The sequence below is a fragment of the Flammeovirga pacifica genome (genome assembly GCF_000807855.2).
In the GTDB taxonomy this organism is placed as follows: domain Bacteria; phylum Bacteroidota; class Bacteroidia; order Cytophagales; family Flammeovirgaceae; genus Flammeovirga; species Flammeovirga pacifica.
Genome location: NZ_JRYR02000001.1, coordinates 1 through 21,323 on the forward strand (window position 1 = coordinate 1; position 21,323 = coordinate 21,323).

A 21,323-nucleotide genomic window follows, 5' to 3' on the forward strand; every position below is an offset into this window, starting at 1 on the left:
GAAAAGTAGCCAACCGCCGTATACGAGACCCGTACGTACGGTGGTGTGAGAGGCTCTCCCTGTCAGTTTTTACTGACGGGGCGGTCTACTCGATTAGCGAGTTTTTTAGTTTTTCTAAATATTCAATCTCTTGTTTTAATTCTCTTTGAGCAATATTAATTCTCTCTTCATCAAGCATTTCTTCAGTAATATTATTCATTTCAATCTTGTACATCTCTAAATCAATATTAAAATCATAACTAAAATGATAATGAGGGTTAGTAATACTTCGTGTCAAGGAACATTGATGTATAAATATTGTCCCTAATTGAGAATTACTAAATGAGGCATAAATAAGGTATTTTTCTCCAACTTTATAAGGCCACCAAGAACAATATGATTTCCCTTTTAAATCACCTTCATAAGAAATTATATCGGTTCCACTAAAATATTCTTTTGTAGGGCCTTTATATTGAGTAAGAACTTTCAATTTATAAACTCCATCTTCTTCATTTTGACTTATAACCTCACCAATAAATATCAATTCTGTATTTTCGATTGCTGAAATACTCTGAACTTGAATATTATAAGGTTCACAATCACAAGATAGAACCTCTAGTGATATTAAAATTAGAATAATTAAAAAGTTTGTTTTCATTTTAGTAATATTCGCTAACATTGAATAAACACAATGGCGTTTATCCCTTAAATTTTAAGAATATACACCATATGGCACATATCCAATAGTAAAAAACACTCCCAACCTCTTAAAAAATAGTTTGCTGTTAGAAGATTGAAAGTTAGGAACAAGGTAATTAGTATGACATTATTTATCAAGAATTTGTGATGGGTTTTTATGAAAGTTTTTATCTTATTTTTTTTACTCCTTTACGTTCTTAAATCAGTTGTTTTCTTCGGTGAAATATTTTGATTTAAAAGAGGAAAGGATGCAATGAAATATCTATCCTATGTTTCCTACATTGATGCATTGAATAAACAACAACCTATGTACGTTTAGATTTTTATCACTTTTACTCATTGTACCGTTTTCTTCAATTCGCTTGAAAAGTGACCTATACATCAGTGTAGTCATTCATTTTACAATCAAATTCAAAATGATTCAGTGATGGTTCTAAAATTTTATTCTTTATTGATCATTTTATTCTTGTTAGTACTGATATATTGTACCGCACTTTCAATAATTTCAATATCAATTTCTGTTACATCTCCTATAACTTCTCCATCCAATTGTAATAACTGAAGTGATTCAAACTTGATTTTAGCTTTGTCAGTACTGTATACATTTCCATCAGCTTCTTCTAAAAAGCTTTCATCAAATTTTGATAATCCGACAAGAATAAGGTCTTCGAAATCCATTTCTGGAATAGCTACCAATTCGAATTTACCATCAAAGGGATTAGAAATACTGTTTAGTGGTACACCAGTGCCAAATTTTCTAGCATTACATATGGCAAGCATAATACCACTTTCATTGTATTCTTCACCGTCTATTTCAATGGTATAATCAATGATATTGGTAATTCTAAGCTGCTCTAAGAAATATTTGATATAAGTAGTCATACCTCGCTTACTATCCGATGAATAGCCTTTTACTATTTGAGCATTAACTCCTATATCACCAATGTGTAGACAATAATGTTCTTTATTGACTTGAATAAGGTCTAAACCTGTTATAACATTGGAGATAATTAATTCTTTAAGTGCTTCCATAGGGTCAGAATCCACAAAAAGTTCAACCGCCATACCATTAGCAGACCCAAGAGGGATAATACCCATTGGAATATCTGTACCTATTAAAGCCGTAGAGGTAAATAATGTAGTTCCATCTCCACCAACAGAAGCTATTCTATCCGGTTGGTAAGATGATATTTCCTTTTTTAAATTTTCTAGGTCATTTACTCCAGAAGTATAAAAAGTAACATGATGGATACCATAGATATCTAAATATTGTTTAGCTTCTTGTAAAAAAGGTTCTTTATCAATATCACCAGAAATAGGATTAACGACAAATAAAATTTTCATGGAGTAAGAGGTGTTGATTGTATTAATTTTAGAGACAATAAATATAGGAAATTAATACTAGTGATCTATAACTATAGGTGTTGATCTCTGTTTTTTACTTTGATCAACTCAAATGTATTTAGATTTAAACAGCTTAAAAAGCCTAATTCAATTCGATGTTCGAGACTTGGGCGTTTAGCATAGGCACAACCCGAATCAAGATTGATGACCTTTGCTTTTGCGTCAACAGTTTTTTCAATTTCACTAATATATGTTGGAGTATGACCGTGTACAAGACGTTTCTTTTTTAATACATGGTTGATCACATCTTCTTCAGGTAAAGGTTTTCTTACTGTAAGCATTTCCTGAAACCCTTTTTTAGGTTTTGGAAGGTCAAAGTCAAACCCTGCATGTGTAAAATGAAAATCTTCAATTACTATTTGATAGGGAAGTGTATTTAAGAACTCTTTATGAGACCAATAAATATATCCATCTTCATTTAAGAGTTTTCTTTTGATACTAGGGTTGAAAATTTGAGTAACAAAACGCATAAACCTTGGTTGGTAATTCTTTTGTTTGTTGATCAAATTTTGTTCATGATTACCACGGATGGTATAAATAGAGTACCCATCTTTTTGAAGATCAATAATGTATTCTATTACTTCAAAGCTTTTTGGTCCTTTGTGTATATAATCACCTAGGAGCACCACAAAGTCATTAGGGGTAATGCTTAGTTGTTCCTCTAATAAGTATTTTAAGGTATCTAAGCAGCCATGAACATCACCAATTGCAAAACGGCGTATATATTTTTCGGTTTTGAGTTTTAACTTTTTCAATGCCGATCGTTTTTATTATTTCGACAAAGGTATAATTTTGCGTCAATTAATTAAAATATGTCTTAATTAATTGACATATTCTATTAAAAGTCAGTGGTTTAAAGTGTTTTTGTGGAAATAGTTATATATTTTTGCTGTTGATAAGTTAGAGTTACTAACACTTTGCTACTTTGTTGATCTTTAGAATGTTGGTAACTAAACCAAAACATTAACAAAATACTCGAAATAATACAATTCCTGAGATGTATTTTATACACTTGTAAATATAATTGAACAACAATGTTGATAAGTGATAAAAATGTTGATAACTTGTTATTATTTAAATAGTACAATTTTGAAGATATGGAAAATCCTATTACAGCCTTTGGTCTAATCAAGAATTACCGGAAGAAAAATTGGTCTGGAGATCTTTCTGCAGGATTTGCAACAGGAGTGTTGCTCATTCCCCAGGGTATGGCTTATGCTGTAATTGCAGGATTACCTGTTGAGTATGGTTTATATGCGGCATTAGTGGCTCCAATTGCATATTTCCTATTCGGAACCACCAATAAGTTAGTTATTGGACCTGCAGCATTAGATTCTATGCTTTTGGCTTCAGGTATTGCGTCTTTGGGATTGGCTCTAACCACAGAACAATACGTAGCTAATGTATTGGTTGTCGTTTTTCTTGCAGGATTATTTCAGATAATCGCAGGGTTATTAAAGTTTGGTTTTATAGCTAACTTTTTCTCTCAACCACTATTAAAAGGTTTTACTTCTGCAGCTGCAATACTTATTGCCTTTAGTCAGATGGGAGGGTTGATAGGTATTAAAATCAATGATGCTTCCTTTTTTCATCAAGAATTATTTCAATATTTTCAAAAGTTACCTGGGCTTCATCTTCCTACAACAATATTAGGATTAAGTACATTAGCGGTTATTATTGTCGCTAAAAAGTTTAAATTCAATAAACTGACTACACCATTCTTAGTATCATTAGGAATTCTTATTAGTATTCACTTTGGTTTTGAAGAAATGGGAATTCAGGTAATCGGAGATATACCTAAAGGGTTGCCTCAACTAAATGCATTAAACTTTCAGGAAGTTGATCTATTAAAAGTATTGCCCATTGCATTAGTGGTTTCTATCATTGGTTTTACAGTATCCAATAGTATTATAAAAAGTGTAGAAGAGGATAATAAATCCTTGAATATAAATAAAGAGTTTGTAGCATTAGGCATAGCCAATGTTGTAGGTGTATTTTTTGGAGGATACCAAGCAAGTAGTAGTTTTTCTAGGTCGGCCATTAATAAAGAAGCAGGAGCAAAAACTAGGATGTCTAATTTGGTATCATCTTTAATGATAGCAGTTGTATTACTCTTTTTTACACCAATATTTTATTACTTACCTAAAAGTATTTTAGCGGCAATTATTATTGCAGCAACCCCTTCATTATTTAGCTTTAAGTACTTTAAAGACTTGTATCACCTGAGAAAAAGAGAATTTTTTGTGGGTATTTTTACCTTTTTAATGACATTAGAATTCGGCGTTATTATTGGGTTGATTGCAGGGGTCTCGGCTTCTATGTTTGTCTTTTTATACCAGACACTGAAACCTCATTTAGCTGTTTTAGGTAAAATTGGAGATACTAGAGTGTATAGAAATATTTTAAGATTTGATGATGCCAAAGAGCAAGATCACATTATAATAATAAGAATTGATGCACCTCTTTATTTTAGTAACATTCGATTTGTAATAGATGAAATCCAAAATGAAATTGATAGTCGATCAGAGATCAATTCATTAGTCATAAAATCAGAAAGCATTAACTCTATTGATATTACCGCTTTAAATGAATTGAATTATTTTATTCATCATCTTAAGAAAACAGGAATTCAAGTGTATTTCTGTTCTGTAGTAGGTCCTGTAAGAGATTTACTTTATAAAGTAGAGTTAGTACAACTTTTAGGAGGTGAGCAACTATTCTTGTATTTAAATGATGTGATTGCATACATTCAAAACAATAAGGAGTTCTCCGATAAAAAAGTAAGTATAGCTAATCAAAACTTAGACGTTTTAGGAGGAAGTAGCTTTTAATTGATTGAGATAAAGGTTTATCCTTTTAACTTATCACTTCCAAATCCAAAGATTGCACCACAGATACCTCCCATTAAATGTGCCATCTGAGAGATATTATCGTTGCCAAATGCATCAAAAATTTCTTTTCCTAGAAAAACCACAACCACTAAAATGAAGGTTAAAGGAATAGATCCTTTTTGAACGTTCACTACAGAGCTTAATAATATCAGCATAAATACAATACCACTTGCACCAAATAAACCACTGTTTAAGAAAATTGCATTAATTAATCCTGTAATAAATGCGGTTAGTAGCATCATAGTGAGAAGTTGTTTACTCCCGTATTTTTCTTCTAAAATAGGACCTAATAATAAAATATAGGTGAAATTCCCTAAGTAATGATCCCATCCACCATGACCAATAACATGGCTAAATAATCTAAAATAACTCAAAGGATTGGTTAATCCCATAGAACTGAATGGAGCAACACTGAAAAAACCTGTGAGGTCAATACCAACGTTTTTCAGTACCATGAATGCAGCACAGATAAAGGTAAATGATAAAGTAACTGGGGCGTTATATTGTATGCGCATAAGTTTTTTCTCAATAATTTAATACTAATATAGTGTTTAACCTCCACATCCAATTATTTTATTGAAATCAGGTGGGGTGTCTTCCTCTTCATTAATATCGTTCTGATTTTGATCAATCTCTTTTGAATTTGGGAATAAATAGTGAATAATCCCACCAACACTATTGGATTTTGCTCCTGTAACACTTTTCAAGCAATTGATTTCTTTGTGTAATCTCAAGTTACCCAAAAAGGCAAAAAGTAAAGCTTCTTTATGGTTGATTATTTTTTCATTCGGAAGAACAACTTCAATATTGGAACAATACGTTCTAATTCTTTCAATCATATAATCATTAAAGGCTCCTCCACCTGTGATCAATAATTTAGGTTTTCCAAAACGTATTTTTGAGTGCACTTCCGCCTGATCAATAATTCTTTTAATCTGATAAGCGGTGTGTTCAATACTAGTTGCTAATCGATCTTCAATTTTATCAATCTTATTTAGCAAAGGAAGATAATGTGTTTCCACCCATTCTTTACCTAAGGATTTTTTTTCAAAAGTTTGGTAGAAAGGAAGGTGATTCAATGCATCAAAGATTTCTTTTCTAACCAATCCTCTTCTAGCAAAAGCACCTTGATCATCATATTCTTTACCCAATGTCCTCATGTAAATGTTGAGAGGCATATTGGCAGGGCTAGTATCAAAAGCGATGGTTTCATTATCAACTTCGTAAGAAATATTTCCGATTCCACCTAAATTCAACCTGTAATGAAACTGGCTAAATAATAATTGATCGCCGATAGGAACTAATGGAGCACCTTGACCACCAAGAGCTACATCACCCACACGAAAATCATTAATGACATTGTGTCCACAAGCCACAGCAATTTCAGGTCCTGCACCTATTTGAGAAGTGATGCCTAATTTTGTTTGATGGAAAATGGTATGACCATGACTACAAACATAATCCACTTTGAGTTGATGTTTCTCGATAAAACATTTTGCTAATTCTCCTAGTTTCTTACCAAGGTCACGATCTAATTGTATATATTCAAAAGCAGAAAGATGTTCTGCGGTGTTGAGACGATTTCTCCACTCCTCAGAATAAGGATAGCTTTCTACATAAGGCATATAATATTGCCATTGTCTTTTGCTATCTTTCCAAAATTCGGCATAACAAAGATCCACGCCATCCAAGCTGGTTCCAGACATAATGCCAATAAAACGGAATTTATTCTTTTTGCTCATGCTGTTAATTTCGTAACTCTAAATTTAATTTGAAACAAAATATCAATGAATAAACCTACATTAGTCGAAATAGTTACAATTGGCGACGAAATTCTATACGGTCAGATAACAGATACCAATTCTCAGTGGATGGGAACTGAACTTAATAAAATAGGCTTAAAGGTACTTCGTAAGACTTCAATAGGCGATACGAAAGAAGAAATTTTAGGTATACTAAAAGAAGCAAGTAGTCGAGCCGATGTGGTCTTAATAACAGGAGGTTTAGGGCCCACTAAAGATGATATTACGAAAACTACGATTGCAGAGTATTTTAATGTAGGTATGACTTTTAGAGAAGAAGTCTTAGCTAATTTGGCAGAGCTGTTTAAAAACAGAAATCGTAAGATGACGGATTTAAATAGAATGCAAGCTGATGTACCCTCTAATGGAAAAGTTCTGATGAATGATGTGGGAACTGCACCTGGAATGTGGTTTGAAGAAGACGATACTATTTTTGTTTCTATGCCGGGTGTTCCGAGAGAAATGAAGTTCTTGATGAGTAACCATGTATTACCTCAATTACAAGCTAAGTTTGATACTCCTCACATTGTGCATAAAATGCTAAGGACCATGGGGATTCCGGAGTCTTTACTAGCACAAACAATAGAAGATTGGGAAAATAACCTTCCTGAATTTATCAAATTAGCTTATTTACCAAGGTTTGGACAAGTACGATTACGTTTGACAGCAGTAGGAGAGGATAAATCAATTTTAGAAACTTCTATTGCAGAACAAGTTGAAAAACTAAAACCACTAATTGGAGAGAAGTTATACGCGGAAGAAGATGTAGAAATAGAGTACATGATTATGGAAAAAATGATTGAAAAAGGCTTGAGTTTGGCTACCGCAGAATCATGTACTGGAGGATTTGTAGCACAAAGAATTACTAAAATGTCGGGTTGTTCTACTTTCTATAATGGAGGCATAGTATCATATAGTAATGAAGTGAAAATGTCTCAATTAGGAGTGAAAGAAGAAACTCTTAAAAAGTATGGTGCCGTCAGCGAACAAACAGCTTTGGAAATGGCTGCTAATGTTAAAGCTAAATATGGTGCTGATTATGGTATAGCCACTACTGGAATTGCAGGACCAGGAGGCGGTACTGAGGAAAAACCTGTAGGTACAGTTTGGATTGGGATATCAACACCAACAGAAACGAAAGCAAAATTACTTCAGCTTACGAAACAAAGGGAGGTAAATATTACTGCTACATCGAATAATATTCTGCAATGGTTGTATGATGAGGTTAATAATTAACTAAATATAAAATTACAGGTTGTCTGATTTAATTATTAGACAACCTGTTTTTTTTTAATGTGTAGCCGGCTTCACTTTCATAAACTGAGTAAACAGTAAGGATAGCACACATAAAAATGCTCCGCCATAGAAAGGTAGAGTCCAATCTTGCAGCCAAATATATCCGCCTAATAAAGGAAGAAAAACAGCTACCACATGGTTAATGGTAAAACCAACAGCCATTGATGGAGCAATATCTTTTGGATCTGCCGTTTTCTGGAAATACGTTTTGATTCCAATAGAGAAACTAAAGAAAATGTGGTCAATAACATAAAGTCCAGCGACAACCCATCTATTTTCTATAGTGGCATAGCATAAGAAGACTACTATTAAACTGACATATTCGAAACTAAGCATCTTACGTTCCCCGAAACGATTTAATAATCGTGCAATGATAGGGTTGAAATACATAGAAACTATATTATTCAGAACAAATAGGATAGTTATTTCTTGAATGGTGAAATCATATTTTTCCACCAAAAGAAGAACAGCAAAAACAACAAATACTTGTCTTCGTGCACCACTCAATAAATTAAGTACATAAAATAACCAGTACTTCCCTCTAAATATCATTTTCTTATGTTGAGGGATGGCATCTTTATGGATAGGGTTTTGAAAAAGTGCCCAAATACCCGCTCCAACAACAGCAACACCAATCATGATATAGATGGAATTAAAATCTGTAAGGAAAGTAAGACCGTAAATAAGTCCTCCAATAGCAATATTAGTAAATGCCATAATTGACTTTAACCGTGCCATAACATGCGGACTTTCTAACTTACTGAAATTTTGAAGAGTAAGTGATTGATTGGAAGTTTCGAAATAATGAAAACCTATAGACATAATCAGAGTAGTATACATTAATCCCCAAAACGAAGGAAACATACCTGTTATACCAATACCAACTCCCATCACAATAATTGAAATAGAAGCGAACTTATCTTCTCGAATAAACATTAAGAAGAGTAAAGCAGTCACTACAAGGAAGCCGGGGACCTCTCTAAAAGATTGAATTGCCCCAATATCAAATCCATTTAATCCAATTTGATCAACAGCAAAATTATTAAATAATGTACGCCAACCCTGAAAACCCAAAGCAGTTGCTATGGATAATACCAATAGGAAAATGTACATCGGATTCTTTTTTAGTTGGCTAATTGCTTGTTTGTCCATTGTTGTAGTTTTTATGAATCACAAAGAAAAGAAAAATTGTTGAGAAATTTTTTCGTGGTTTATATTGTAATCACATGATCATTTATTAGATTGTTGTATCAATTATTTGAATTGAGTGAAATACCGAGCTATACTTAATTATTAATTCAAAATATATGTCTGAAATCCAAAAAGTAGCACCTGAATATATCGAACATGCTTTTACTTATGAAGCATACAGAGAGGCTCTTGATGCCCTATTAGCTAGTGATCCTACAATCATTAATTATGAAGATTCTCAGCTAGTAGATTATACTAGATTGAATGTCTCAAGAATGCAAAGGATCGATAAAACTAATCGACTAAGGGATGATTTGAGAACGGCTGCGAGAGGATTGAACAGAAGTGTATACTGGTTAGTAATTACTGAAGGTTGGTGTGGAGATGCTGCGCAGAGTATTCCTATTATTGCTGAGGCAGCTCAAGTTTCAGAAAAAATTGACCTTAGATTTGTCCTCCGAGACAACAATGTTGATTTGATGGAACAGTTCTTAACCAATGGATCAAGATCAATTCCTAAACTAGTTGTTGTTTGTCAGAAGACCTACGAAGTGTTAGGAGTATGGGGGCCAAGACCTATAGAATTGACTAATCTTATTCCTGAAATTAAAAAGGAAGCCAACGATAATAAACAGCAATTCAGTATTAAAGTACAGCAGTGGTACAATAAGAATAAAGGAAAAGGAATTATGAAAGATCTCGAAGAGATCATCACTAATATAAAATAAATAGAAGCACCTATTCAAAATTGAGTAGGTGTTTTGCTATACAATTATTCATTTTTAATACATCCATTTTGTCTTCACATCATATTGTTAGAGATGACCAAGAACCTGCATTGTTAGTGTTACATCTCGATCAGCATAACTTACCAATTATAACATCTTTATTAGAGTGGAGTCCTATCGTCATTGCTAATCAAAGAACAGCCGAACAATTAATTACTTTGGATATTAAAGTTGACTGGGTGATGGTGACAGATGATTCTCAAGAGGAAATTCATGAATTGATGCGCAATCAACATCCCTATAAAGTAAAGAATATCGAGAAAGGAGAGGTAGAAGCGGGGTTGGAGTGGTTAGTGGAAGAAAAACACAATGCAGTCAATGTCATCAAGAAACAATATCCTGCTTCTGAACAAGCACGAGCTTTAAATGAACATAATTTAGATACTGTTGTATTGTTTGATGATCATTTTAAAGCAATGATTTCAAAAAAAGATACTTTTGAAAAATGGATGAGGGAAGGCCAGGTAATTAGAGTGTTAAGTGCCTCCTCGATTGAGAATCTGATTGAAAAAGAAGATCACTTTCAAGTGAAAGAAAATGGTATGGTCAAAATAAAAGCCAAAGCTCCCTATTTTGTATATGAAAAGTGGGGATGATACGAATTTTGTAATTGTATTTGTTGTTTGAACAAATATTTATTTTTTCTCCTTTTATTTTAGAGATCATTCATTAACTTCGTGTTTCCATAAGTACTATTAAGAAGTATGAATCAATATACTATCCCATTTGAGAAAGCTGGGCTCTACGGAAAAATGTTTTTAGATTATTTATCCGGACAAGACCAACTTAAAACACTATACAAACATACACCTTCCATCGACTCATTTGATGCAATCATTGAAAGTCGACAATCATTCCCTAAAGTACAACGAGAACTTTTAGTGGATGTGGTTAGTGAACAGTATATAAATATTCCTAATGCTCCAATTCCTCAAATCCTTCAATTAGGAGATGTGAATACATATACAATTGTTACTGGACATCAGTTAAACATATTTACGGGTCCACTATTTTTTATTTATAAAATAGCAGCAACCATTAATCTTTGTCATCAATTGAAGCAGAAATACCCAGAGAGTAATTTTATTCCCGTGTATTGGATGGCTTCAGAAGATCATGATTTTGAAGAAATAGCCTCATTTAATTTAGGGGATAAAAAGTATACTTGGGAACATCCTGAAATAGGAGGTCCAGTAGGTCGTTTATCACTAGAAGGCATAGATAAAATAATTGATCAGATTAAAGATATGCCAGAAGCATTTAAACATGCTTATTCTGAATTTGATAACCTGACAGATGCGACAAGATCTTATGTGAATACTCTCTTTAAAGAGTATGGTTTGGTTTGTTTTGATGCAGATGATATTCGTCTGAAAAGAGAATTTACATCCATCATTAAAGAGGAGATTTTTCAGCAGCCTGCTGTAAAAGAAGTAGAGAAAGCCAATCAGGTAATTTTAGATGGTGGATACAAACCTCAAATACATGCTCGAGACATTAACCTATTCTATATGGAAGACAACAAACGTCTCCGTTTAGAAAAAGTAGGTGATGTTATCAGAACAGTTGATGGAGACGAACAATGGTCTGAAGCAGAAATAAATGAACTGATTGATAAATCTCCAGAAAAATTTAGCCCTAATGTGGTTTTAAGACCTGTATTACAAGAGGTATTATTGCCTAATTTAGCTTATTTAGGAGGTCCTGCAGAGGTTATTTATTGGTTACAACTTAAAGGTGTATTCGATCATTATCAAGTGAACTTCCCAATGGTACTACCAAGAGGTTTTTGTTTATTGATGGATGATAAGTGTACGGTGAAATGGCAAAAAACAAATTGGGAATTAGAAGATATCCTAAAGAGTGAAAGAGAAATTGAAGAGAAAGTATTGTCATCTAACCAACAAGTAGATACTGATATAACTTCTCAGTTGAATCAAATCAATACACTTTATGATGATATTCTTAAGAAAGGAGTAGAAGTTACGCCTAATTTGGAGAAACACATTATTGCAGAACAAAAGAGGGTTTTGAAAAGAGTAGAACACACTCAAGCAAAATTGATAAAAGAGGGTAAAAGAAAACTAAGAGATGAAAGCGAAAGAATCTTAAAAGTGAGGTCTTTCATTTTACCCAATAATGCACCTCAAGAAAGAGTGAAAAATATTATGGAATTCTGGGGTTTTCATCAAGAAATGATACAAGACTCCGTCAATTGTTTAAACCCACTCTCTTTTCATTTAAATATCTTATGTAAAGAGTGCTAGGTCAAAAAATAATGAATAATAGAAACGGACAGGAAACGGTAAAGTATTCCTGTCCGTTTCTGTTTTTTAAGGGTAGTTATCAGATGATGATATAAAGTAATGCCCCTAACATTTTTATTTTGTAGAATATACATCTCACTTTCCTATCTATTATTCATATTTTTAGTGATCATAATACCATAGAAATCATCAATTTAAGACTGATGGTAAAGCTTTTGGATTTTCTTCTCTACTATAAGATGTAATATTCAGAACAATGCCTTAAATTTGCAGTAAATTATTACGATAATATTTATTTATGACTCCCTATATCAAAGAACATAAAGACAGATTCTTAGCAGAACTTTTTGATTTGCTTAGAATTCCATCTGTAAGTACAGATGTTACCTATCAACCAGATATTAATAAAGCAGCTGCATTTATTGCACATCAGTTAAATGAAGCAGGTGCTGATAAGGTCGAGGTTTGCCAAACAGCAGGTAACCCTGTCGTTTATGGCGAAAAAATTATTGACCCTAAATTACCTACAGTTTTGGTCTATGGACATTATGATGTTCAACCAGCTGATCCGATCGATTTATGGGATACACCTCCTTTCGAACCCACTTTAAAAGACAATAAAATTTACGCTAGAGGAGCTTCTGATGACAAAGGTCAGATGTACATGCACGTAAAGGCTTTTGAGTCGATGATGAAGAACAATACATTAGCGTGTAATGTCAAATTTATGATCGAAGGGGAGGAAGAAATTGGTTCTGTGAACCTTGGTCAGTTTATAAATGAAAGAAAAGCGAACCTTGATGCAGATGTAATTCTTATTTCTGATACAGGAATGATCAGTATCGATACACCTTCAATTACTGTTGGTTTAAGAGGTCTTAGCTATATGGAAATAGAGTTGACAGGTCCAAATAGGGATCTTCACTCAGGTATGTATGGTGGTGCGGTACAAAATCCATTAAATGCAATGGCAGAAGTAGTAGCATCATTAAAAGATGCTGACGGTCATATTACTATTCCAGGTTTCTATGATAAAGTTGAAATTCTTTCTGACGAAGATAGAGCTAAAATGGCTAAAGCGCCTTTCAGTTTAGACGATTACAAAAAAGCGTTAGCTATCGAAAAGGAATTCGGAGAGAAAGGATATTCTACTAACGAAAGAACATCTATTCGACCTACATTAGATGTAAATGGAATGTGGGGTGGCTATACTGGAGAAGGAGCAAAAACAGTGATTCCTTCAAAAGCTTATGCCAAGATATCTATGCGTTTGGTGCCTCATCAATCTTGGGAAGAAATTTCAGAGATATTTACGAAGCATATTGAATCTATCGTTCCAGACGGTATTCTGGTAAAAGTAACAACTCATCATGGAGGTACTCCAGTTGTTATTCCTACAAATTCTACAGAATTTAAAGCGGCATCAAATGCTTATGCAGAAGCGTTTGATGGTAAAGAACCTATTCCTGTAAGAAGTGGAGGTTCAATTCCTATTGTTGCTTTGTTTAAAGAAGAACTAGGGTTGGATTCAATTATGATGGGCTTTGGTTTAGATTCTGATGCTATCCATTCTCCTAACGAAAAGTTTGGGGTAGATAATTTCTTGAAGGGTATAGAAACCATTGAATTATTCTATAAGCATTACGCTGCTATCAAATAATTGAATAGAAGGTCTTATTAATGATATTTTAAACTATCAAATAAGACGTCTTTACATATAAAAATAGGTTGTCTGATATAATTATGAGGCAGCCTATTTTATTTTTTTGATCATACTGCTAGGTGTACAACCATATTTATCTTTGTATAACTTCCCAAAATGAGTAATACTACTAAATCCTAAAGCATAAGTACAATCTGATACATTATGTGTTCCCTCCTTTATCCATTGGTGTGCTTTAGCTAGTTTGTAATTATTGATGTATTGTAAAATACTAATACCTGTCACATCCTTAAAAAGTTTCCTCAGCTTACTATAACTACAATCGGTTAAATCAGACAGCTTTTCGACCGTAATAACCTCCATATAATTGTCTTCAATATGATTTTTAATTTTGAAGACTTTTTCAATATCAATATCAGGAAACCTTTTAGGAAGGTTATCTAAACTAAATCTATTCGAAATTTTATTCGCAAAATTATAGAGGATTTGATAAGTAAGATAACTGAGTTTTAGCTGATCAATTTCAAAATTAAAATCACAAGATTTGGCCTCTTTAATTAATTGATAGGTAGACTTAGAGATGTTTTCATAAATAATAAAAGGAGCAGAGGAGTTGATCATACTATCAATCGAGGTGTTTTTATTTTGATTGTACTTCTCAATAAACGATCTACTAAGTTTTATGGAAAATAAAGAAAAAGGGGTGTTTTCACTAAAATAAAAAATCTCATCCTCTTTTAGGTTAGACCAATATTTTTTATTCTGAACACTAAAATGATAACTTTCTTTGGGATCTGTGAGCTGAAATGGATTAAGAAAGTAGGAAATATCAAAACAGTCCTCTTTAGATTTTTGCCTATAGAATTTAACGGTTTCATTGATATGTCCTTCGGTATTAATAATTTCTATTCCATCACTAATGGTATGAGTTTTTATAGAAAACCTTTCTCCTGGAATCTTAGACTCAATCATCCCGTCTTTCACTTGATATCCATGTGCAGATGCAATATCATTTATGACCTCTTTAGCCTGACTTGACTTGATAATATATTCTTTCATAATGTCATTTAAATATGTAGTAAACGAAAGAATCTTAGATTGAAAATAGAGGTTTATGGTGTTGTAAAGTTAATCATTCGCTATTGATGTATGAATAGACTGATTGAGTTTAACAGTATTTAATGTGAAGATGTCAGAATGAGAGAATTGAAAATCACTATCAAATAAAAAAGATCGCAGAGATGTAAGACATTTGATGTATCAAAATAACAAAAGATACGATGATCAACAACATTATAAAAACCACCAGAAAAATACAGTCAAATGTATTGTTTTATCAAAAACAATATGATGAATTAATCCAAAATATTGAGGTAAAGAAAAGAGAAATTCAATCTGAAGCTTCTTTAAAAATTAATGATTCAATATTGCAAAATGAGATTAGTGCCCTAGAAGAATTATCAAAAGTTGAAACGGAGAGCAATGCTCTAGTGGATAAATTTACTTCTATGAATAAGACGGTATTGAATTTTACTCATGACGCCAATGAGGTGATGATTGATTTGTTAAAAGAACAGGCAATACAATCTATCAATAACAATAAAATATTAGATGAAGAAAATAAATTAGCCTTGTCGCAAAAAGCAACACATGATTTAGAAAATTTGCAAGACCGATTAGATCGCATTTTTAAAAGCGGAGAACTTAGATGGGATGAAATGAATGAAACTTCTAAAAATAACCTAAAAAAAGTGAGTGAAAACTTAGAAGAATTAGTTTCTAAAACTGGAGACTTCACAGAAGAAGTTTCTCAAAAACTAATTTACTAACTATGTAAAACGTGCAACAAACTAACATTTATTGATTCAGAGTTTATACTTTTTAAGCAGACTATTGGTTTGGGTGTAAATAGGGTGGTAAGTAAACTTATCACCCTTTTGTGTGTTTTAATACTAATATTGACCCATATTAATTGAAACATCACTATTAATTAGAGATAACTCCTTCTATACTTTAAAAAAATGTAACGATAATGAATAGAATAAGATAAAACGATTATTTTTGCCTTCAGAAAAACGAAAAATTATTTATGTCAAAAAGAAAAACGATTTTAAGGGTCGAGAACTTTGTAAAATCTTATGAAGAAGGAAAATTAGCTGTTAACCATTTATCATTTGATGTAAAAGAAGGTGAAGTGTTCGCATTGATCGGAAAAAGTGGTTGTGGCAAAACGACTTCCTTAAAACTTTTATCTGGACAATTACGACCTGATGATGGTAGTGCCTACATATATGGTGAGAGAATCTTAGGTCCTCACGAACGTTTATTGGCAGGACACGATAAAATTGCATTAGTAGAGCAAGATTATAATCTTTTTAATCATCAGACGGTTGCTGATAATATCAAATACCCAATTAGAAGGTCAAGTAAAAAATATCAGGATTATCGTCTCAAAGAACTTTTGAGAATCTGTGAATTAGAAGATTATAAAGATACGAGACCAAAAGAATTATCCGGCGGACAAAAACAAAGAGTGGCCATTGCAAGAGCCATTGCAGATGAACCACCTGTTTTATTATTAGACGAGCCTTTTTCTCATCTAGACATGGCTATGAGATCTGATCTTAGAAGAATGGTAAAAAACATTGCCATCGAAGCCAATATTTCTGTGGTATTTGTAACTCATGATACACATGATGCCTTATCTATGTCTGATAGAATTGGTGTGATGTCACAGGGTACAATTTTACAGACCGCCTCTCCCGAAGAGATTTATAAACAACCTCTTAATGCCTACGCAGCACATTTCTTTCCACACTGTAACGTGTTAACTTCTGAGGAGTTAAAAGCTGTAGGTGTCAATAAAGAAGAAGGGGAATATATGGCAAGACCAGAATGGTTGGGTGTTGTAGAAGCAGATCATTCTGATAAAACAGCTACATTAAAACATATCGACTACTTTGGTAATGCAAGTTATGGGCAATGGGAGTTTGAACAAGGATTTAGTGTTTGGATTCATCATGATAGCTTTTTTACCATCAAAGTAGGAGAAAAACGTAATATTATTCTACTTGATCATGTTGATTGGTGGAAACTACAAACAAAATAAAAATAGACTTCTTACGACATATTATGAACTTCTTAAAAACAACTTTATTTTTTTTCTTACTATTTATCATAGGTTGTTCCTCTCAAAATAATAAAAAAGAAAATATCTCAAAGACTAAATGGAGAGCGGCAATTACCAATGATCACCAAAAAGATATTCCTTTTTACTTACAAGTAGAAGGGGAAGGTGAAAGTCAGGTTTGGACTGTGATTAATGGTGAAGAGCGAATGCAATTAAATGACGTGTATTACGAAGGTGATTCTTTACACGTTCCTTTATTAATTTACGAAGCAGAAATTATCGTAAAAGAAACTGATGAACATCTTTCAGGAAGGTTTTTAAGAAAAGAGGCGTATTCTTTAGCTTTTAATGCTGAGAAAGGAAAAGCTAAAAGGTTTACAAGCACTAAAGCTCCTGAAGTTGATTTTACTGGGAAGTATGCAGTGAAATTAGGAGAAACAGAAGCGATAGGGTTGTTTGCTCAAAATAGTGAATACGTTACTGGTACTTTCATGACGGCTACAGGAGATTATCGTTTTCTTGAAGGCATCGTGGAAGGTAACAAAATGAAATTATCTTCTTTCGATGGTGTTCATATTTTATTATTTGAAGTTGAGTTAAATGGAAATCAATTAGAAAATGGTAAGATGTGGTCTGGTAAAAGTGCTTATAAGACTTTTCAAGGCATTAAAGATGATAGGGCTAAAATGCCTGATCCAACAAAGCTAACTTACTTAAAAGAAGAGTATTCTCATATATCTTTTGCTTTTGAAAATGCAGAAGGGAAAGTAGTTTCTTTAGGAGATGAACGTTATGATGATAAAGTAGTAATTCTACAGATCATGGGTTCATGGTGCCCGAATTGTTTGGATGAAAGTAAGTTTTTTGCTCCTTTATATGATACTTACAATAAAGACGGCTTAGAAATTATAGGTCTCTCTTTTGAAAGATCAGAAGAAGCAGAAAAAGCATTCAAAAGAATCACAAGGATGAAAAATAAGCTCAACCTAAATTATGAGATTTTGTATGCAGGCACTCCTCAACAAACGGCTGAAGCTTTACCTATGTTAAACAAGGTGATGTCTTTTCCTACATCAATAGTAATTGATAAAAATAGAGAAGTTAGACAAATTCATACTGGGTTTACAGGCCCAAGTACAGGAGAATATTACGAAAAGTATGTGGCAGAGTTCACTCAGCTTATACAATTATTACTTGCTGAAAAGAAAAGTTAAAGCTTATTCAAAGTTATAGTTGATAGGTTAATCAGGTATTTTATAAATTGCAATTATGTTAGCATCAAGTTTTTCTAAAGATAAAGTAGAAGCAGGTTTAGATGAGGCAGGGAGAGGTTGTTTGGCAGGACCTGTTGTAGCTGCAGCTGTAATTTTACCTAAAGACTTTTCGCATCCAGATTTGGATGATTCTAAAAAGTTAACGCATAAAAAAAGAATGGCTTTAAGAGAAATGATTCTCAAAGAAGCTATTGATTATAAAGTAATAGAAGTTCAAGCAGAAGAAATTGATAAAATCAATATTCTACAGGCTTCATTTACTGCAATGCATCGATGTGTAGACGGTTTAAAAGAAAAACCAGAATTATTATTGATTGATGGCAATAGATTTCGACCTTACAATGGTATAGAACATGAGTGTATTGTTAAAGGCGATGGTAAATTTTTAAGTATTGCTGCCGCCTCGATATTAGCAAAAACACATAGAGATTTATTGATGACTCAATTATCTGAAGAGTTTCCTCAATATGGTTGGGAGAAAAATGCAGGTTACCCTACAAAACAACATAGGGCAGCAATAGCAGCTCATGGCACTACTCCATGGCATAGAAACTCTTTCAAGCTTTTACCAGAACAAAAAACAATTCAATTTTAATGAAAAGGTACCTCTATATACTACTATTCACTTTATTATGGGCTTGTGAAAACCCTAAGCCTTTTGGGGATTTGTACGTACAGGTAAGAGATGAACAAGGCAAAGAGGTAGCCAATGGTAAAGTAAATCTTTATGCTACTCATGAAGATTTTGTCGATCAAAAGAACCCTGTTGCATCAGAAGAAACTACCGATGGAAATGGTTTAGCCTTTTTCTTGAAATTAGATAGTGGGTCTTATTACATTTCTGCTTCCTTATTAAATGAAGAGGAAGGCATTGAGAAAAATAATTTTTTAGTCAATACAGAGGTAAAAGTAATAACAACAGAAATTGGATACAGAAATTCAGTAACTGTAATTATATGGGATTCTTATATTACTCATTTAACTTCCCCCAATGGGAAAAAATGGGTAATTACTAAAATGGTCGAAAGTGGTTCTGGAAATGAAATAGAAATACCTGATTGTAGTAAAGATGATGAGTGGGTTTTCTACAGAAATGGAACTTTTCAATACGATAACTTAGAAACCACCTGTCCAGGAGGAGCAAATGAGAGTTTTGAAGGCAACTTCTCTCCTGTAGGAAATGGTTCTTATATCTTGATACAAGATGAGGAAGAAGTAGTTCGATACGGATTATATATTATATCTGTATCATCTACAGAAATGTTGGCTCAACTGGGGCCTAATTTGATTTATTATAAGCTAAAGTCTTAGAAGATGAATATAGGAGATAAAGTAAGAAGCTTACACGATAACATGGATGGTATTGTGGTAGGTTTTAAAAAAAATAATATTGTTGAGGTAGAAGTAGACGGTTTCCGTATGGATTTTATGGAAGGTGATCTAGCCATTGTATCTCAAGTAGAAACGGATGAATTTGGTAGTGTAGAAGAAGAAGAAAGAGTAGTGATACCTTCTCTTAAAAAGAAGCAGCATTCAAGACCAAAAGCCGCTCTACCACTGATTTCAGAAAGAGGTTTATTCATCGCATTTGTACATCAAAATGATCAAATTCTTGATGTGTACATTTGTAATAACTCAGATTTAACCATTCCTTTTGTTTTAGGAACAGAAAGAAAAGGTGAATATAAAGGTGTTCATACAGCAGTTTTAAACTCTAGAACACAGCTAAAAGTAGATCAGGTAACCTTACAAAACTTCGAAGAATGGCCCGCTTATGTATTCCAATCTTTGTTTTTTTATGCGGGACCTAGTGTAAACCACGAACCCCTTGTAAAGAAATTAAGATTTAAAGCGTCTACTTTCTTCAATAACAAAAAAGAAGTTCCAGGAATGAGTGCCGATGGTTATGTATTCCAATTGGATGTGAAAGCTTTAGAGGCTGTGGATGCAGATAAATTAAAAGATGGTATTCTTGAAAGTAAATCGCATCAAACAGCAGTAGAAAAAGTAGTTCAAAAACCTAATTCTGAAATAGATTTACATGCAGAAGCTTTAGGGTTAGATCCTAATATGGGAAATACAACATTAAGCATGCAAATCCTTCATTTTGAGAAAGAATTGGATGCGGCTATAGTGAATGGAATGGATCATATTACTTTTATTCATGGTATAGGTAGTGGTAAATTAAAAACCGAGATACAAAAAAGATTATCCAAACATGCTGATGTAGAATACTACGAAGATGCTCGTAAAGAGAAATTTGGATATGGTGCCACTTATGCTAAACTAAAATAAGAATGAACGTAAGAATTGCCATTGGACTTGTACTTTTAGGCGCCGCAATTTTAATTTATGGGGTAAGTGCTCCTAAAGTTAATAATGAAGCAGATGCTTTAGAAAAAGCAATTCTAAACCAAGACAATTTACATATTGTCGAAGGTGTTGTAGACTCATCAAACTTTTTGATTGAAAGTTTTTTAGTAATCGCTTCTAAGGAAGAATTCACAGGAGCGGGGAAACACAATGGATTTAAATCTGTAGAGAAAAAAGTTCAAGACCTTAAGGTAAAAACACCAAAAGGAATCGAACTACTTGTTTTTGATCAGGTACCTTGGAGAGGTGAAGATGTTGCTCATATCTTATTAGAAGAGAAGACAAGTTCTAACGCACCCATTCAATGGTTGGGTTTAAGACAAGGAGGAAGGATAATTGCTGTGGGCGAAAAACAAAATGATAAGGTATATGTAAAATATGCTTATGCAGGTGATTTAAAAGATTATTTAAACCTTTTAGAAGAAGGTTCTAAAGTTTTAAATATAGTCTGTGCAATTTTAGCTTTTATAGGTCTTCCATTATTCCTTTGGGGAGTAATCAAAAAATAAGTTCCTTTTAAATAGAACAATAATACATAATTAAGTATAAATCGGAAAGTCACTTTT

20 protein-coding genes are annotated in these 21,323 nt (G+C 33.0%); 13 read left to right on the forward strand and 7 right to left on the reverse strand.

The features are described from left to right. Positions 1-85 precede the first annotated feature (85 nt). From NH26_RS00005 to NH26_RS00015, 3 genes are all read right to left on the reverse strand, one after another. A complete protein-coding gene (locus NH26_RS00005) occupies positions 86-637 on the reverse strand; it encodes a hypothetical protein (protein WP_139262727.1) in 552 nt (183 codons plus the stop codon). 482 nt (positions 638-1,119) lie between these two features. Beyond that, complete coding sequence (locus NH26_RS00010; protein ID WP_044228744.1) at positions 1,120-2,022, reverse strand: diacylglycerol/lipid kinase family protein; 903 nt, start codon at positions 2,020-2,022, stop codon at positions 1,120-1,122. A gap of 71 nt (positions 2,023-2,093) precedes the next feature. Next, complete coding sequence (locus NH26_RS00015) at positions 2,094-2,837, reverse strand: metallophosphoesterase family protein (protein ID WP_044228741.1); 744 nt, start codon at positions 2,835-2,837, stop codon at positions 2,094-2,096. Between the two features lie 342 nt (positions 2,838-3,179). Here NH26_RS00015 and NH26_RS00020 point away from each other — a divergent pair, with 342 nt between their 5' ends. Continuing rightward, positions 3,180-4,913 carry a SulP family inorganic anion transporter gene (locus NH26_RS00020; RefSeq protein ID WP_044228738.1) on the forward strand — a complete coding sequence of 578 codons (1,734 nt, stop codon included), beginning with the start codon at positions 3,180-3,182 and terminating at the stop codon, positions 4,911-4,913. A 17-nt stretch (positions 4,914-4,930) separates the two neighbouring features. Here NH26_RS00020 and NH26_RS00025 read toward each other — a convergent pair whose 3' ends face one another. Next, a complete protein-coding gene (locus tag NH26_RS00025) occupies positions 4,931-5,488 on the reverse strand; it encodes a rhomboid family intramembrane serine protease (RefSeq protein WP_044228736.1) in 558 nt (185 codons plus the stop codon). A gap of 36 nt (positions 5,489-5,524) precedes the next feature. Next, positions 5,525-6,715 (reverse strand): anhydro-N-acetylmuramic acid kinase, encoded by a 1,191-nt coding sequence (locus NH26_RS00030; protein ID WP_084812008.1) that lies wholly within the window; start codon positions 6,713-6,715, stop codon positions 5,525-5,527. A 45-nt stretch (positions 6,716-6,760) separates the two neighbouring features. Between NH26_RS00030 and NH26_RS00035 the strand changes: the two genes are divergently transcribed. Further along, positions 6,761-8,011 (forward strand): competence/damage-inducible protein A, encoded by a 1,251-nt coding sequence (locus NH26_RS00035; protein WP_044228733.1) that lies wholly within the window; start codon positions 6,761-6,763, stop codon positions 8,009-8,011. A 54-nt stretch (positions 8,012-8,065) separates the two neighbouring features. On the opposite strand, the gene NH26_RS00040 is transcribed toward NH26_RS00035, so the two are convergent. Next, the gene (locus NH26_RS00040; protein WP_044228729.1) at positions 8,066-9,223 is read right to left on the reverse strand and encodes an MFS transporter; all 1,158 of its coding nucleotides are present in this window, start codon (positions 9,221-9,223) and stop codon (positions 8,066-8,068) included. A gap of 155 nt (positions 9,224-9,378) precedes the next feature. On the opposite strand from NH26_RS00040, the gene NH26_RS00045 reads away from it, so the two are divergent. From NH26_RS00045 to NH26_RS00060, 4 genes are all read left to right on the forward strand, one after another. Further along, complete coding sequence (locus NH26_RS00045) at positions 9,379-9,990, forward strand: thioredoxin family protein (protein ID WP_044228726.1); 612 nt, start codon at positions 9,379-9,381, stop codon at positions 9,988-9,990. A 68-nt stretch (positions 9,991-10,058) separates the two neighbouring features. Further along, a complete protein-coding gene (locus NH26_RS00050) occupies positions 10,059-10,646 on the forward strand; it encodes an aminoacyl-tRNA hydrolase (RefSeq protein WP_052432292.1) in 588 nt (195 codons plus the stop codon). Between the two features lie 108 nt (positions 10,647-10,754). Then, the gene (gene bshC / locus NH26_RS00055) at positions 10,755-12,317 is read left to right on the forward strand and encodes a bacillithiol biosynthesis cysteine-adding enzyme BshC (RefSeq protein WP_044228724.1); all 1,563 of its coding nucleotides are present in this window, start codon (positions 10,755-10,757) and stop codon (positions 12,315-12,317) included. A 298-nt stretch (positions 12,318-12,615) separates the two neighbouring features. After that, the gene (locus NH26_RS00060) at positions 12,616-13,977 is read left to right on the forward strand and encodes a dipeptidase (protein ID WP_044228721.1); all 1,362 of its coding nucleotides are present in this window, start codon (positions 12,616-12,618) and stop codon (positions 13,975-13,977) included. A 93-nt stretch (positions 13,978-14,070) separates the two neighbouring features. Here NH26_RS00060 and NH26_RS00065 read toward each other — a convergent pair whose 3' ends face one another. Further along, complete coding sequence (locus NH26_RS00065; RefSeq protein ID WP_044228719.1) at positions 14,071-15,039, reverse strand: helix-turn-helix transcriptional regulator; 969 nt, start codon at positions 15,037-15,039, stop codon at positions 14,071-14,073. A gap of 221 nt (positions 15,040-15,260) precedes the next feature. Here NH26_RS00065 and NH26_RS00070 point away from each other — a divergent pair, with 221 nt between their 5' ends. The 7 genes from NH26_RS00070 to NH26_RS00100 all read left to right on the forward strand — a co-directional run bounded on the left by NH26_RS00070 (position 15,261) and on the right by NH26_RS00100 (position 21,266). Then, entirely contained in the window at positions 15,261-15,809 is a 549-nt protein-coding gene (locus NH26_RS00070) for a hypothetical protein (protein ID WP_044228717.1), read from the forward strand. Between the two features lie 260 nt (positions 15,810-16,069). Beyond that, positions 16,070-17,089, forward strand: coding sequence for an ABC transporter ATP-binding protein (locus NH26_RS00075; protein ID WP_052432291.1), 1,020 nt, complete (start codon positions 16,070-16,072; stop codon positions 17,087-17,089). Between the two features lie 23 nt (positions 17,090-17,112). Continuing rightward, positions 17,113-18,324 (forward strand): peroxiredoxin family protein, encoded by a 1,212-nt coding sequence (locus NH26_RS00080; RefSeq protein ID WP_044228714.1) that lies wholly within the window; start codon positions 17,113-17,115, stop codon positions 18,322-18,324. Positions 18,325-18,379: 55 nt separating this feature from the next. Further along, on the forward strand, positions 18,380-18,979 hold the full coding sequence (locus tag NH26_RS00085; protein WP_044228711.1) for a ribonuclease HII: 600 nt from the start codon (positions 18,380-18,382) through the stop codon (positions 18,977-18,979). Then, a complete protein-coding gene (locus NH26_RS00090; protein ID WP_044228707.1) occupies positions 18,979-19,695 on the forward strand; it encodes a lipocalin family protein in 717 nt (238 codons plus the stop codon). The genes NH26_RS00085 and NH26_RS00090 overlap by 1 nt, the downstream gene beginning before the upstream one ends. A gap of 3 nt (positions 19,696-19,698) precedes the next feature. Further along, entirely contained in the window at positions 19,699-20,679 is a 981-nt protein-coding gene (locus tag NH26_RS00095; protein WP_044228704.1) for a Smr/MutS family protein, read from the forward strand. A gap of 2 nt (positions 20,680-20,681) precedes the next feature. After that, positions 20,682-21,266 (forward strand): hypothetical protein, encoded by a 585-nt coding sequence (locus tag NH26_RS00100; RefSeq protein ID WP_044228701.1) that lies wholly within the window; start codon positions 20,682-20,684, stop codon positions 21,264-21,266. The last annotated feature ends 57 nt before the right edge of the window (positions 21,267-21,323 follow it).